11 protein-coding genes are annotated in these 14,946 nt (G+C 37.2%); 4 read left to right on the top strand and 7 right to left on the bottom strand.

The window, feature by feature from the left end; genetic code table 11:
• Positions 1–87 precede the first annotated feature (87 nt).
• The 3 genes from ACQKNZ_RS15045 to chrA form a co-directional block, all read right to left on the bottom strand.
• A complete protein-coding gene (locus ACQKNZ_RS15045; RefSeq protein WP_427660481.1) occupies positions 88–1,827 on the bottom strand; it encodes an ABC transporter ATP-binding protein in 1,740 nt (579 codons plus the stop codon).
• Complete coding sequence (locus tag ACQKNZ_RS15050) at positions 1,824–3,566, bottom strand: ABC transporter ATP-binding protein (RefSeq protein ID WP_144541731.1); 1,743 nt, start codon at positions 3,564–3,566, stop codon at positions 1,824–1,826. The genes ACQKNZ_RS15045 and ACQKNZ_RS15050 overlap by 4 nt, the downstream gene beginning before the upstream one ends.
• A gap of 463 nt (positions 3,567–4,029) precedes the next feature.
• On the bottom strand, positions 4,030–5,184 hold the full coding sequence (gene chrA / locus ACQKNZ_RS15055) for a chromate efflux transporter (RefSeq protein ID WP_427660483.1): 1,155 nt from the start codon (positions 5,182–5,184) through the stop codon (positions 4,030–4,032).
• A 235-nt stretch (positions 5,185–5,419) separates the two neighbouring features.
• Between chrA and ACQKNZ_RS15060 the strand changes: the two genes are divergently transcribed.
• Positions 5,420–6,739: a hemolysin family protein gene (locus ACQKNZ_RS15060; RefSeq protein WP_154312274.1), complete on the top strand. Its 1,320-nt coding sequence runs from the start codon at positions 5,420–5,422 to the stop codon at positions 6,737–6,739.
• A 258-nt stretch (positions 6,740–6,997) separates the two neighbouring features.
• Here the strand turns inward: ACQKNZ_RS15060 and ACQKNZ_RS15065 are convergent, their stop codons facing one another.
• From ACQKNZ_RS15065 to ACQKNZ_RS15080, 4 genes are all read right to left on the bottom strand, one after another.
• Positions 6,998–7,645 carry a response regulator gene (locus ACQKNZ_RS15065; protein WP_154310043.1) on the bottom strand — a complete coding sequence of 216 codons (648 nt, stop codon included), beginning with the start codon at positions 7,643–7,645 and terminating at the stop codon, positions 6,998–7,000.
• Positions 7,646–7,656: 11 nt separating this feature from the next.
• Positions 7,657–8,772 carry a GAF domain-containing sensor histidine kinase gene (locus ACQKNZ_RS15070; protein WP_427660486.1) on the bottom strand — a complete coding sequence of 372 codons (1,116 nt, stop codon included), beginning with the start codon at positions 8,770–8,772 and terminating at the stop codon, positions 7,657–7,659.
• Positions 8,773–9,532: 760 nt separating this feature from the next.
• Complete coding sequence (locus ACQKNZ_RS15075; protein ID WP_427660488.1) at positions 9,533–11,251, bottom strand: phospho-sugar mutase; 1,719 nt, start codon at positions 11,249–11,251, stop codon at positions 9,533–9,535.
• 18 nt (positions 11,252–11,269) lie between these two features.
• Positions 11,270–12,811, bottom strand: coding sequence for a carbon-nitrogen hydrolase family protein (locus tag ACQKNZ_RS15080; protein WP_144541937.1), 1,542 nt, complete (start codon positions 12,809–12,811; stop codon positions 11,270–11,272).
• A 129-nt stretch (positions 12,812–12,940) separates the two neighbouring features.
• Here ACQKNZ_RS15080 and ACQKNZ_RS15085 point away from each other — a divergent pair, with 129 nt between their 5' ends.
• From ACQKNZ_RS15085 to ACQKNZ_RS15095, 3 genes are read left to right on the top strand one after another with little or no spacing between them, the layout of a single operon-like run.
• Positions 12,941–13,366, top strand: a complete 426-nt coding sequence (locus ACQKNZ_RS15085) for a disulfide oxidoreductase (RefSeq protein ID WP_144541935.1) — start codon at positions 12,941–12,943, stop codon at positions 13,364–13,366.
• A gap of 1 nt (position 13,367) precedes the next feature.
• Positions 13,368–13,838 carry a thioredoxin family protein gene (locus tag ACQKNZ_RS15090; protein ID WP_144541933.1) on the top strand — a complete coding sequence of 157 codons (471 nt, stop codon included), beginning with the start codon at positions 13,368–13,370 and terminating at the stop codon, positions 13,836–13,838.
• A gap of 50 nt (positions 13,839–13,888) precedes the next feature.
• Positions 13,889–14,737, top strand: a complete 849-nt coding sequence (locus tag ACQKNZ_RS15095; RefSeq protein ID WP_427660491.1) for an RluA family pseudouridine synthase — start codon at positions 13,889–13,891, stop codon at positions 14,735–14,737.
• The last annotated feature ends 209 nt before the right edge of the window (positions 14,738–14,946 follow it).

Genomic DNA, 14,946 nt, shown 5'->3' on the forward strand with positions numbered 1-14,946 from the left:
GGCTCACATAGCTGTTTATCAAATAAAACGTACATTTACTTATGAGCACCGTGATAGCACTAAAAAAAGGGAATACCCCCTCTCGCCTTATGCGTGAGGAGATACTCCTGCTTGTAGCTTATACATTTGTTCATAACGACCTTGTAGTTGCAGCAGCTCGTCATGAGTACCACTTTCTACAATTTCACCACGATCTAATACTAAAATACGGTCAGCATTCTTAATAGTAGAAAGTCTATGTGCGATGATGAAGGTAGTTCTTCCTTTTTTTAATACATCCATCGCATGCTGGATAATTTCTTCTGTTTCAGTATCAATATTAGAGGTTGCTTCATCTAGTATTAGAATAGCGGGGTCGAACGCAAGTGCTCTCGCAAAGGATACAAGCTGTCTTTGACCGGATGATAGTGTGCTTCCCTTTTCAATTACCGGTTCATCTAGCCCTTTTTCAAGATTTTTTAATACTCTCTCTCCACCCACAGCTTCTAACGCAGCCTCTACCTTTTCTCGTGAAATACTTGGGTCATTTAAGCTGACATTTGTTTCAATAGTACCTGAGAATAAATATGGGTCCTGTAATACAATTCCCATATGATTACGAATTGTCTGTCTCGGTAGTGAAGTGATATCTATTCCATCTATTAAAATCTTCCCTTTTGTTGGGTCATAAAATCGGAATAACAAATTCATAATAGAGCTTTTTCCCGATCCTGTATGCCCTACTAGGGCAACTGTTTCTCCCTTGTTCGCGACAAAGTTCAAGTTTTTTAATACATAATCATTTTCTTTATAGGCAAAGGATACGTTTTGAAACTCCACATTTCCTTCATATCGTTCCATTCGATTATCTTCTACTTTTTCACCGTTTTCATCCAAAAGCTCAAATACTCTGCTTCCAGCCACAAGTGAACGCTCTAGTTGTGCAAACTGATTTACTATTCCTGTAATCGGATTAAATAACCTAGTCGTATAATCTACGAATGCATAAAGTAAACCGGCAGATACGATTGCACCAGGTTCCATTGACTGGCTCCCAAACACCAAAATAAATAGAGCGAACATGATAGACCGTAGAACCTGGACCAAATTAAAGGATGTAGCAGAATCCAGTTTTAAGAGCTTACGCTGATAATTGTAATGCTCTTCATTCATCTCCTCAAACTCACGATCCATTTGCTTCTCTCGTTTAAAGGCTTGAATGATGGACATGCCTTGAATTGATTCATTTAACATAGCGTTCATATCTGCAATCTTTGTTCGAACAATATGATTGTACTGGGATGCATATTTTCGATAAGCAAGCATCCATATATAAACTATTGGTACAACAAACAATGCGATTGCTGCCATTTTTACATCTAATATGAACATTGCTATATAAACTCCAGTAATAGAAATAATACTGGTAGCAAACTGTGATAGTACCTGGACATAAAGATTGCGAATGGCTTCCGTATCATTCGTCACACGAGCTACTACCTTACCTGCAGGCAAGTTATCAAAATACTGTATAGGTAAAGTTTGAATGTGCTGAAAAACATCATTACGAAGCTTCTGAACAACGCGATTCGCTCCAACCTGCAAGTTAATGAACATAAAATATCTAAAAATTGCTGTGACGATACTTAAGCCGAAGAATACTGCTAGGAGCATTAGAATCGGCTCTAGTTCGATAGCACCCGATGTAATGTGATCATCAAGGATTTTTTTTGCGATAAAAGGTCCTGTTAAGTCAGCAATTACAGCGATAGTTAGAAAGATTAAACCAAGAACAATTGGTTTTTTATAAAATAACGCATAATGGTAGAGTCGTTTTCCTGTACTCATGACGACACCCCCTCAAGCTGTTGACGATCATATTGTTCCTTGTACCAACCATTTTGCTTCAGAAGTTCCTCATGTGTACCTTGTTCTACAATGATTCCTTCATCTAAAACGATGATTTGGTCGGCATGCTGAATGCCTGACAAACGATGCGTCGTAATAATTGTTGTCTTCCCACTACGTTCATTTTGTATATTTTCAATAATTTTCGCTTCTGTTTTAGCATCCACTGCTGAGAGTGAATCATCTAATAGAAGAATCTCTGGATTTTTAATAAGTGCACGGGCAATCGATACCCTTTGCTTCTGTCCACCTGATAAGGAAACCCCTTTTTCTCCAACCAAAGTCTCTAATCCCATTGGAAGATTCATTAAATCCTGCTGGAAGTGTGCTAAACGAATTGCTTCCTCTAGCTCTTCCTCTGAAGCATTTTCTTTCCCTAGAAGAATATTTTGACGTATCGTTCTGGAGAACAAAACATGATCCTGAGGGACATATCCAATCCAATCTAACACCTGATCCTTTGTTTGCTCTGAAATAGGAATATCCCCAATAGTCAGTTGACCAGCTCCTATTGGATATTCCTTTAATAGTTGCTTCATAAAGGTGGTTTTCCCCGAGCCTGTTTTACCAACAATTCCAAGCGTTTGACCTCTTTGTAGGTTCACACGGATATTTTCTAAATTTTTCACCTGAGACAATGGGTATTGAAAGCCCACCTCATCAAAACCGATAGACGTAACATCTTTTAGTTTGACTGGAGCAGTTGGGTCCTTGACATCCGCGTCATAGTCCAACGTTTCCTGTACTCGATCAAGCGAGGCATTTCCTCTTTGCATAACATTTATCAGTTCACCGATAGCAAACATTGGCCAAATAGCCATACCAAGATATACGTTAAAGGTGATTAGATTTCCTACTGTCATTTCACCCTTAGAGACTAAATAAGCACCATATCCAAGTGCAACTACATAACTAATCCCCGTACCTACCTTAGTGATTGGTCCGAACAATGCATCAATGCGCTCTACTACCATGTTTTTTTGGTAAACCTCTTCACTCATGTCAGCAAAGTTCTTCTCATCGGCACGTTCTTGGACGTACGCACGAATTACTCTTACACCAGCGATAGACTCTAACACACGGTCATTTAAATCACCAAATGCATCCTGTGCAATCATATACTTTTCATGGATAATCTTACCTAAATATTGCATTATAAGTGCAAGAATTGGTATAGGTAATAGCGCAAAAAAAGTAAGCTTCCATGAAATAAGAAAACCCATTGCTAAGATAAGTGCTGCCATGTACATTGTCGAATCTATTAAGGTCATAATTCCAAAGCCGGCTGTAGTTGCTACTGCATTTAAATCATTTGTAGCACGGGCCATTAAGTCACCTGTACGATTTTTCTCGTAAAATGTCGGTGTCATGCTTAAAAACTTGCGATTCAACTTAGTGCGTAAAATACGCTCAATAGAAATAGAACCACCAAATAATTGATACTGCCAAACATAATTCAAGATATATCCAACAATAATGATGCCTACAAAATAAATTACATATTTCAATAATAAGTCACTATTCATATTGCCTAGCGTAATCGTATCAATCGCTCTTCCTACTAGCCAAGGAGGCAAAATTTCAAATGCACTCGCAATGATTAGCACACCGACAGCGACTGTGTATCTTTTCCAATGATCTTTAAAAAACCACTTTAACTTAAATAATACTGAAAACATTCGTTTGTCCCTCTTTTCTTTCCTTTACATTTTTCGGCTATCCACCTTCAAGAGATTCCTTTATTAAGATTTGCTTTGCTCGTTGAATAATCATATTCAACACTCCCTCCTCATTTTATACACCAAAATTTGGAAATAATAGACACAAAAAAAGTGCATTACCCATGATACGGTAATGCACTTTAAAATAGACATAGTAATATTATGCTATTAAACAGTCATTTAGCGTCAAATGGTAGGTATGAACAAGCTATAAAATTATTTGCGATATCTTTTAAACGAATCATTATTCATACCTCCATTTCAAAATTATTTAGTGTCACTTAATATTATCTCAATAAAAGTTTCGTTGTCAATACATTTCGAAAAAATAGACAATTAAAATCATTCATGCTAATAAAGTATAGTCCATCTTTTCAGGATATTAAGCAGTAGGCACTCGTGCACAAGAATCTTAACTCTGTTAAATAATATGAAAAACAAACCCTAAAAATGCACTTAAAATTACTACCTTATATGGAGCCCATTTATAAATTACTAATAGAGTAATAGTGATCAATACAATTATAAAATCAGATGTTTCCTTTACAGCACTTGTAAAAACTGGATCATATAATGCAGCCAGAAGAATTCCAACAACCCCCGCATTTATACCTTTTAACGCATTTTGAATCCCTTTTTTGTTCCGTATAATCGACCAAAAAGGCAAAATCCCGATTACCAAAAGAAACGATGGTAAAAAAATAGCGAAGGTTGCCAACAAGGCACCTGGAATTCCGGCAGTTGCATGTCCAAGGAAACTAGCGATTGTAAACAATGGTCCGGGTACTGCCTGTGCTGCCCCATATCCAGCCAAAAACACATCAGGAGAAAGCTCAACTTCTCGTTGAAGCATAGGAAGGACGACATGCCCTCCCCCAAACACTAAAGAGCCTACACGATAATAAGTGTCAAAAATAGAATAATAAACAGAATGGGTAAAAGGTTTTAGCAATGGCAGAAAAATAAGAAGCCCAAAAAACAATAGCCAAGCAAATATGCTAGTTCTTTTTCCAAACGGAAGCACTATATTTGTATCAGTCTCATTACTATCTGAGCGAAAACATATATACCCAAACACCCCTGCCCCAATTAGAATGCTAAATTGTCCTACTATAGTTGGGATAAGTAAAGTTAAGATGGCACATGATATTGCAATAGAAATTCTTATACGATCTGGTGCCAGTGACTTTTGCATTCCAATTAAAGCATGGGCAACAATAGTAACAGCAACAATTTTCAAGCCCTGTAACCAACCACTATCGAATGAGCCAGTAGAAGATAGAAGTGCAGAAAATAGTACAAGCAATAGGACAGAAGGTAACGTAAAACCTAAAAAAGAAACGATTCCTCCAATTAGACCACCTCGCATAATTCCGATGGCTATGCCCACTTGAGAGGATGCGGGCCCAGGCAGGAACTGACAAACTGCTACAATATCTGCATACAGCTTCTCGTCAAGCCATTTTCTTTTCAGCACATATTCTTCCCGAAAATATCCAAGATGAGCTGCCGGACCTCCGAAAGATGTAAGTCCTAGCTTTGTTGAAGTCTTTGCTATTTCAATATACTTTTTCATTGTTTTTTACACTCCTCCCCAGCCTAAAAAATTATTCATGTAATAGGAAATATACACTTCAAGATTACAGATGGGATAATAAAGTTTCAACATAAAGAATAAAGATTTGTAATTTCTTTTTATATATTTTATTATTAAACCTAGAAACTATTTTTTAGAAAACAGGAGGTGTACACTTTGTTCTACCCCTCATTTGGGTTAGGGACAAAGTAATTATTTGGACATAGCCATACGGTTGACAGCATTTGCTGTCTTAATCGCACTCACTGCATTTTTCGTTGCAAGTGAATTCGCAATAGTAAAAGTAAGAACAACAAGAATCGATCAGCTTTTAGCTGAGGGAAACAAGAAAGCTATAAATGCTAAGAAGGTTGTTTCTAATTTGGATGAATACCTATCTGCTTGTCAGCTTGGTATTACCATCACCGCATTAGGATTAGGGTGGTTGGGAGAGCCTACTATAGAAAGAATATTACATCCAGCATTTGAGTATTTTGAGCTTCCTGAAAGTGTTTCTTCCATACTTTCATTTATCATTGCATTCTCATTAGTAACATTCATACATGTAGTAGTTGGAGAATTAACCCCTAAAACATTTGCTATACAACGATCTGAACAGATTACATTGGCAGTTGCCAAGCCTCTAGTCATCTTTGATAAAGTTATGTATCCTGTAATCCATGGAATGAATGGATCTGCACGTTTCTTAGCAACCAAGGTGTTTGGATTAGAGCCTGTTTCAGAATCAGAAGTAGCCCATTCAGAGGAAGAATTGCGTATGATTCTTTCCGATAGTTTTAAAGGTGGAGAAATCAATCAAGCAGAATATAAGTATGTAAATAAAATCTTTGAATTTGATGATCGCATAGCGAAGGAAATTATGGTACCTAGAACTGAAATTACTTCTATTGATAAGGATTTAACTCTTAGTGAAGTATTTGAAGTAGTAGGCGTCGAACAATTTACAAGATATCCTGTAACTGACGGAGACAAGGACCATATCATTGGACTAGTTAATATGAAAAATCTTTTAACTGCCTTCATACGTGATCCTGCAAATGCCTCTACTCCAGTAGCAGACTATATGCAACCAATTATTCGAGTGATTGAAAACATGCCTATCGCTGATTTATTACTTAAAATCCAACGTGAACGTATTCATATGGCCATCTTAATGGATGAATACGGCGGTACTTCTGGTCTTGTCACGATTGAAGATATCATTGAGGAAATCGTAGGTGATATCCGCGATGAGTTTGACACAGATGAGCTACCTGAGGTTCAGAAGGTTGCAGAAAACCATTATATAATTGACGCTAAAATGTTAATTGAAAGTTTAAATGACTTACTCAATATTAATATCGATGAAGAAGATATTGATACTATTGGTGGGTGGTTTATGACAAAAAGCTACGATGCTGTAAGTGGTGAAAAGCTCCTGGAACAGGGGTACGAATTTACTGTCAAAGAAATCGACGGACATCATATTCAATACTTAGAAGTTGTAAAAGCTCCTGATGAACAAGAGGAGCAAGAAGAATCCATAGAAGAATAAATAATACACCATAAAATAGAGGCTGGGACAAAACCTGCCTTATAAATTCAAGAGTACCAGAAATTTACCTGTTAGTAAATCTCTGGTACTCTTTTCTACTACATAGTCGGTGTTCTCCTGGTGCACGGGTCGAGCCTGTAGTCTGAATCAATTTCATAATTACTATTAACGATAGAAAAAAATTAATAGTTAAAAGGAGTGCTGTGATAATTACAGCACTCCTTTCTTCTCATAACATATTCTTTGGAAATTGTCCTCTCATTGACCACTTGACTCAGTCAAACCATGCTTAACTGCATATAATGCAGCCTGAGTACGGTCTTGGACCTGTAGCTTTGCAAAAATATTGGAAATATGGGTTTTTACTGTTTTCTCAGTCACAAACAACGAAGAAGCAATCTCACGGTTACTTTTACCTTTTGTTAGCTCGGCTAGCACATCCTGTTCCCTTGGAGTTAGAGGATATTCCTCATGCGGCAGCACTTCTCTTGGCTCATTTTCTTTTTCCATTTGACTAGTTGCCTCTGGGTGGATAGTGTTTTCACCACGCATTAATTTCCTAATAGCCTCTGCTAAATCGTCCGGCTCGATATCCTTTAGCTGATATCCTGATGCTCCTGCTTTTAAAGCTGGTATCACATGATCCCTGTCAGAAAAACTTGTTAGCATTAGTATTTGAATAGAAGGATACTTTACTTTAATTCTTTTGGTAGCTTGAATGCCATCCATTTCCGGCATAACTAGATCCATTAAAATTATGTCCGGCTTCAACGTTTCTGTCAGTTCTACAGCTTCTTTTCCATTAGTTGCTTCCCCTACTATATCCATATCTTTTTGTGTTTTCAAAAAGAACATTAATCCTCGTCTAACTACGTGATGGTCATCAGCTATTAATACTCTGATCATCTTTATCCCCCCTAATAAGGTAATCGGACTAAAATTTCTGTCCCTTTGTTTGCTTCAGTCACCCAGTCCACTGTGCCACTGACAGAGTTTGCGCGATCCTTCATGCTTTGTAATCCAATAGAAGGAAGCATTCTTAAATCTTTCATATGGAATCCGCATCCCTCATCCTTTACGACCAATAAAACATCTGTAGAGGTAACCGTCACATAAATTTCCGCTTTTAACACCCCTGAATGTTTACGAATATTATTTAATGCTTCTTGGGCAATTCGAAATAATGTTTCCTCAATTTTTGCTGGGAGGTTGATAACCCCCTTCACTTGAATATTTAGGGTTAAACCCAATATGTCTCCATAGCCCTTTAACCCTTCTATTATTCCAGTTTCTAATCCCCTCGGGCGGAGCTGCCAAATAAGTGCACGCATTTCAGTTAATGCTTCCTGGGTTAAATATTGAATCTCTTTAAACGTTCCCTTTACTTCAGGCTGTTCTGTCATTTCTATACCACCACGAGCAGTCAAGGTTACCGAAAAAAGCAATTGGTTTACAGAATCATGTAAATCTCGAGCTAATCTATTTCTTTCTTGCACTAGAGCTACCTGTTGCTCCTGCTTTGTCAGCAAAATTCGTTTAATCGCTGAGCCTATTTGAAAGGCGACCGATTCTAATAGAGCTAACTCCCCATCCTCAAAGCGGACTGTATTGGCTGTAGCAACATTTAATAGTCCAAAGCGTTCCTGTCCAGATTGTAAAGGAACCGTAGCATGATGTGTAATCTCTTCTTCAATAACCTCTTTAGTTTTATTAGCATTTTCAATCCGTTGACATTCGATTATATTAGAGGCTTTTTTCAACTCCCCATTTCGAAATCTAGAAACACACCAACAGCCACCCCTTTGTAGGTGACGACAGTTATTTTGTTCTAAAGTATTCGGGAGATTTTCATGAGCAATTAACTCCTGCTTTCCTTTTTCTCCAATAAAAAAAATCCAGCCGGTCTCAAAAATGGTACCCTCCAATAACTTTCGAAGTGCTCCCTGTAGCATTTGTTCCATTTCTGTCTCTTCATTTAAAAGTTCTGCTATTTCCTTCAACAGCTCTATATTGGAAAGTTCCTTCGATTGCATTTCAATTCCTCCATCTAACCTACCTGTTATATTCATCTTATCATGGAAAAGGTCTACCTATAAATAATAGAAGCATCATACTTTTGACTGAAAATAAGAATAGAGCGAGCAACTATACCTCCCAACAAGCAACTGGTAAGACATAAGCAGAATACTAAACAGGTCGGAGAAGATGATATTTCGTTTGGCAAATATAACAATCTATTCTATGAAAAATCTACCTGTCGCCTTAATATCTTTTAAAAAGATAAATTCTGGAGTTAAATTCATCTCCTAATGACTTTCTCATTAACTACTTAACATTTGATAGAAGCGGCAGGCGGCGACTCCGGTGGGACGAGTGAGACCAGATAAGACATCACAAAACAACGCGCAAGCGACGGTGATGGCTTATCGCTCACCCCACGGAAATCGTCCACCGAGAGCGGAAATCAGCCATCACTTGTTAATCAAATAATCAAAGTGAAAAGTATTTTATTAATAGCTTTAAATAATCGGATCTATATACCTACTACAAAACTTATGATTGGAGCGGCAGGCGGCGACTCCGGTGGGATGAGTGAGACAGATAAGACATCACAAACGACGCGCAAGCGACGGTGATGGCTTATCGCTCACCCCACGGAAAGCGTCCGCCTAGAGCGGAAATCAACCATCACTTGTTAATCAAATAGTCAAAGTGTAAAGTATTTTATTAATAGCTTTAAATAATTTGTTTGCTAAAAAAAGGCACTGAATGAAATAATTCAGCGCCTTGTCTCTACTCTAAATATTGATTTAAATTACTCGAAAATGATTCTTTAATCGCTTCAAGCTTTTGCTTACTTTCCTCTGCAGATTCACTTATTACCCCAAAATAATATTTTACTTTAGGCTCAGTACCGCTAGGTCGTACACAAACCCAGGAACCATCCGCCAAAAAGTATTTCAAAACATTAGAAGATGGCAATAAAATCTGTTCTTGCTCTCTGCCGTCTGTAAATGTTCTTATAGATGATAAATAATCTTCTTGAGACAACACCTCTATACCTGCAATTTCCTTTATAGGGTTCACCCTTATTTGCTCCAGTAGATTAGCAATTGCCTTTGCACCGCTTACCCCTTTTTTTGTAACTGACACTAAGCCTTCTAGATAATAGCCATGTCTTTCATAAAGATTGTTTAAGACATCTACTAATGTCAGCCCTTGCTGTTTATAGTAGGCAGCTGCTTCAACTAATACCAATACACTTTGTACAGCATCCTTGTCTCGTGCGAAGTCCTTCACTAAATAGCCATAGCTCTCTTCATAGCCAAATAGAAATTCAAATTCCTTCGTTTCCTCATAGTTTTTAATTTTCTCTCCGATAAATTTGAAGCCAGTTAACACGTCCTCTGTACTTGCTCCGTAGTACTCAGCGATTACTCTGCCTAAATCGGATGTAACTATCGTTTTAAACACTCGACCGTTTGCAGGCATCGTCCCTTTTTCCTTGCGCATCATCAATAAGTATTCTATTAAGATAGCACCGGTTTGGTTGCCTGTTAGAAGCTTATAGCCACTATCAGTCTTAACCGCTGCTCCCACTCTGTCTCCGTCAGGATCTACAGCAATCAGTAAATCTGCACCATGCTTTTCACCATATTGAATAGCATATTCAAATGCACTTTTCTCTTCCGGGTTAGGAGAAACAACGGTTGGAAATTCTCCATTTGGTTCCATTTGTTCATTCACATAAAAGATATGCTGATAGCCTGCTTCGCTTAAAATTCGCTGGACTGTCTCCCCAGAAGCACCATGTAAGGGAGTAAAGACTACCTTTAAATCTGTTTTTTGAGCAAGAGTTGAATTCTCTTGGACAGTTTTTAGAGCATCTATGTAAGAAGCATCTATGCTTTCGTCTAAATAAACGATGAGCTCCTCATTGACTTCATCATTTTTAATAGATAGTGCATCTCCTGCTTTTTTTACATATTCTATTACCGAATCTGCATCCAATAAATTTAATTGTGCACCGTCTTGTCCATATACCTTGTAACCGTTATATTCTGGTGGATTATGACTCGCTGTAATTACAATTCCCATATAGGCATTTAGCTCTCTAACCGAAAAAGATAGCTGCGGGGTTGTTCTAGGCTCCGTATATACATAGGCCTTTACCCCTCCAGCAGCTAGTGTTCGAGCTGCTTCCTTGGCAAATTCGGGTGAAAATCTTCGACTGTCATAGGCAATCACTACACCGCGATTCATTGCCTCTGTCCCAGCCACTTTTATGTATTCCACTAAACCAGTAGTAGCCTTGCGAACCGTATAATTATTTATACGGTTCGTTCCAGCTCCTATTTCTCCCCTCATTCCACCAGTACCAAATTCTAAATCACGATAAAAAGCATCCTCTTGTCTTTTTTCATCATTTGCTAAAAGCTTGAGGTCGTCCTTCCATACAGCTTCCATTTCATTTACATTATTCCACTGCTCGAAGAGTTTTTTATAGGACATATATCTCTGCTCCATCCATCATTTTTTATAATCTATACTGTATACATCATGTCGACGATCTTTTAAATGCTTCACGGTGCCGTCTTGACGCTGTCTTCTTAAAATTTCTAAATCTACGTCTCCGATTAAAACCATTTCCACATTAGGCTCTGTTTCCCCAACAATCCCGTCACGAGCAAATTCAAAGTCTGAAGGTGCAAATATTGCTGATTGAGCATACTGAATATCCATATTCTCTGTTTGCGGTAAATTTCCTACAGTCCCAGAGATTACTGTATAGATTTGATTTTCTATAGCGCGCGCCTGTGCACAATATCGTACTCTTAAATAGCCCTGGCGATCTTCTGTACAAAATGGAGTGAAAATAATATTTGCTCCCATATCTGTCGCAATTCTCGCAAGTTCAGGAAATTCAATATCATAGCATATTTGAATTGCAATCTTCCCACAGTCTGTATCAAATACTTGAACAGAATCTCCAGCACTGATTCCCCACCATTTTCTTTCGTTAGGAGTAATATGAATTTTATATTGCTTATCAATAGATCCATCACGGTGGAATAAGTATGCAATATTATAGATTTCCTCATTTTCTTCTTCAACAAAATGAGATCCTGCAATAATATTAATGTTATATCTTACCGCAAGATCAGAGAAAAGTTCCATATATTGAGGAGTGTACTCTGTTAACTTACGTACAGCTTGACTAGGCGACTGTTCGTCTAAAAAAGACATTAGCTGTGTTGTAAAGATTTCCGGAAATACAACAAAGTCAGATTGAGCATCAGAAGCAACATCTACAAAGTATTCACATTGGTTAGCAAATTCCTCAAAAGAGTTAATCTTCCGCATCATATACTGAACTGCGCAAATACGTACTGGATAGCTCGTCTTAAAGTGACGCTTAGACAGAGGAATATAATCGACATTATTCCATTCCATTAAAGTTGCATATTTAGCAGAAGCAACATCATCTGGTAAATAGTTTGGATTAATACGCATTAGCGTAAACCCATTCATAAGCTGGAATGTTAAAACTGGATCATATATTTTATGTCGTGATACGGCTGTTACGTATTCTCTAGGTGACATTTCATCTGCATGCTTGTGATAATACGGTATACGGCCACCAATTATGATAGATTTTAAATTGAATTGGCGAGCAATATCCTTTCTACCTTCGTATAGTCTCTGCCCTACTTTCATGCGTCGATAATTAGGATGCACCATTACTTCAATACCGTACAAATTGTATCCGTCGGGATTATGATTTGTGATGTACCCCTCATCCGTCACATCAGACCAAGAGTGACGATCATCGTACTCATCAAAATTTATAATAAGACTTGAACAGGAGCCAATGACTTTACCGTCTAATTCGGCTACTAACTGCCCTTCTGGAAAAATGGTTAAATGACTTTTTAAATGTTCAACCTTCCATGGCTCCATACCTGGAAAACAAAAACTAGATATTTCTAATATAGAATCTATATCTGAGAAAGTCATTTCTCTTATAATCATACTTTTTTCAAACTGTGACAAATCAAATTCTTCCGACATTTTACCGCTCCTCTTTTAAATGCTATGTTTCATTATATAACTCTTTGTGTCACATATAAAATATTTTACATGCCCTTTCCAAACGCTTATAATTTAATTTGAGTTCAAAGCATTTCAAAGGAGCATACTATGACAAAGAAAATCGAAAATATTATGTTATTCATGTGGTCTGTAGCTTTTGTTGCAACACTTGGTTCCTTGTATTTTTCTGAGATACGACAATACGAGCCATGCGAGTTATGCTGGTATCAAAGGATTCTCATGTATCCTCTAGTGATTATACTAGGTATAGCTATTTTACAAAAAAATGTTAAAATTGCCGCCACTACACTTACATTTTCTATAATAGGATTATGCTTTTCTATTTACCATTATAGTCTTCAAAAGTTGGCTTTTTTACAAGACGTAGCTCCAGCTTGCGGAAGAGTACCTTGTACTGGGGAATATATAAATGTATTCGGCTTCATCACTATCCCGTTTTTAGCATTGGTAGCGTTTCTGTTAATAGCAATTAGTAGCTTAGTTATTTTAAAGAGTATCAAGGAGGACAAGTAATATGAAGAAAATCGCCATTATCGGTGGAGTAATAGTATTAGTTTTTGTACTAATTTTTGTTTTAAACAGTCAAAAAAATAAAAATGCTTTAGAGGACAATCCTTATGAGACAGATAATCTAAAGCAATCTACAATTGACTTACTCGATGATCCAAACTATCAAAACATTATTTTACCAAAGGATCTAAATGAAAAGATTGAAAAGGGTGAAACCTTTACGGTCTATTTCTTCAGTCCAGAATGCTCACACTGTAAGGAAATGACACCAAGATTAACACCACTTGCTGAGGAAAATAATGTTGAGATATTCAAATACAATATTTTAGAGTATGAACAAGGTTGGGATGATTTTAATATCGAAGGTACACCTACTTTAGTTCATTTTGAAAATGGAAAAGAAGTAGCTCGTATGCCAAATGCTCAGCCAAACGAAAATATTCAAGCATTCTTTGATCAAGTTGTATTAAAATAAAGAAAAAGGTCATGTCTAATTGGCATGACCTTTTTTAAAGGAGAGAGATTATGCAACATATACTTACTTATACAGTACAAGAGGACGGCTTGACTATTGATCAGCTTCTTCAAACTAAATGGAAACTCGGTAAGAAGCTTATTCACGAGTTACGCATGCAAAAAGCAGTAACCGATCAAGATGGAGAACTCTTACAATGGAAATTACCTCAACAGAAGGGAAATGTTTTAAATTTCAAATGGGAAGCAGAATCCTCTAAATATCTCCCATCCGATCAAATACCATTGTATGTAGCATATGAGGACGACTATATATTAATCGTTTCAAAGCCACGAGGGGTTGCAACACATCCAAATGAACAAGGACAAAATCATACTTTGATGAATACTGTTAGCCACTATTTACAAAGCAAGGGACATCGATATGGTGAGCATGTTCATCGAATTGATGAAGGTACAAAAGGATTGGTAGTAGTTGCAAAAAATCCAATCGTTAAAGGGATGCTAGATCGAATGATCGAACAAAAGGAAATTGTACGTACTTATGAAGCGATTGTGGAAGGACAGATGAAGAGCAATCATGGAACGATTCGTGCAGCAATAGGCACTGATCGTCATCATCCTACTAGAAGACGTGTATCTCCTTCTGGACAATTAGCCATCACTCACTATGAAGTAGTAGGTAGAGATGAACAATTTACAAAGGTTCATGCTATTTTAGAGACGGGTCGCACTCATCAAATTCGTGTACATTTAGCCCATCTAGGACATCCAATTGTCGGTGATGATTTATATGGAGCAAAAAAATCACCTACCAAAACGTATGAATTACATGCATTCAAAGTACAGTTCAAGCATCCTATTACAGGACAAATGATTATTGCTGAGGATAAACGCTAAAAGATTATCCTCTTATATACTAACTATCATACAAAAACATCCAATTGAAATAATTGGGTGTTTTTTTAGTTAAGAAAAATATAGTTGAATAACTTCATATTTCCTTATTCATCTCTATAAACGAACAAGATCTTTACACTTTCACTGATTAAAGTTTAATTGATTTCCTCTTTTTGAATTGACTATCTCACTTTCCAACAGAATTGTCG

Source organism: Psychrobacillus sp. NPDC093200, assembly GCF_050280345.1.
Lineage (GTDB): Bacteria > Bacillota > Bacilli > Bacillales_A > Planococcaceae > Psychrobacillus > Psychrobacillus faecigallinarum.

Bases quoted from the DNA above. Each gene is read 5' to 3' on its own strand.
- ACQKNZ_RS15095 (WP_427660491.1), top strand. From the start codon at position 13,889: ATGCAACATATACTTACTTATACAGTACAAGAGGACGGCTTGACTATT.
- ACQKNZ_RS15070 (WP_427660486.1), bottom strand. From the start codon at position 8,772: ATGCAATCGAAGGAACTTTCCAATATAGAGCTGTTGAAGGAAATAGCA.
- ACQKNZ_RS15090 (WP_144541933.1), top strand. From the start codon at position 13,368: ATGAAGAAAATCGCCATTATCGGTGGAGTAATAGTATTAGTTTTTGTA.
- ACQKNZ_RS15080 (WP_144541937.1), bottom strand. From the start codon at position 12,811: ATGTCGGAAGAATTTGATTTGTCACAGTTTGAAAAAAGTATGATTATA.
- chrA (WP_427660483.1), bottom strand. From the start codon at position 5,184: ATGAAAAAGTATATTGAAATAGCAAAGACTTCAACAAAGCTAGGACTT.
- ACQKNZ_RS15045 (WP_427660481.1), bottom strand. From the start codon at position 1,827: ATGAGTACAGGAAAACGACTCTACCATTATGCGTTATTTTATAAAAAA.
- ACQKNZ_RS15050 (WP_144541731.1), bottom strand. From the start codon at position 3,566: ATGTTTTCAGTATTATTTAAGTTAAAGTGGTTTTTTAAAGATCATTGG.
- ACQKNZ_RS15085 (WP_144541935.1), top strand. From the start codon at position 12,941: ATGACAAAGAAAATCGAAAATATTATGTTATTCATGTGGTCTGTAGCT.
- ACQKNZ_RS15075 (WP_427660488.1), bottom strand. From the start codon at position 11,251: ATGTCCTATAAAAAACTCTTCGAGCAGTGGAATAATGTAAATGAAATG.
- ACQKNZ_RS15065 (WP_154310043.1), bottom strand. From the start codon at position 7,645: ATGATCAGAGTATTAATAGCTGATGACCATCACGTAGTTAGACGAGGA.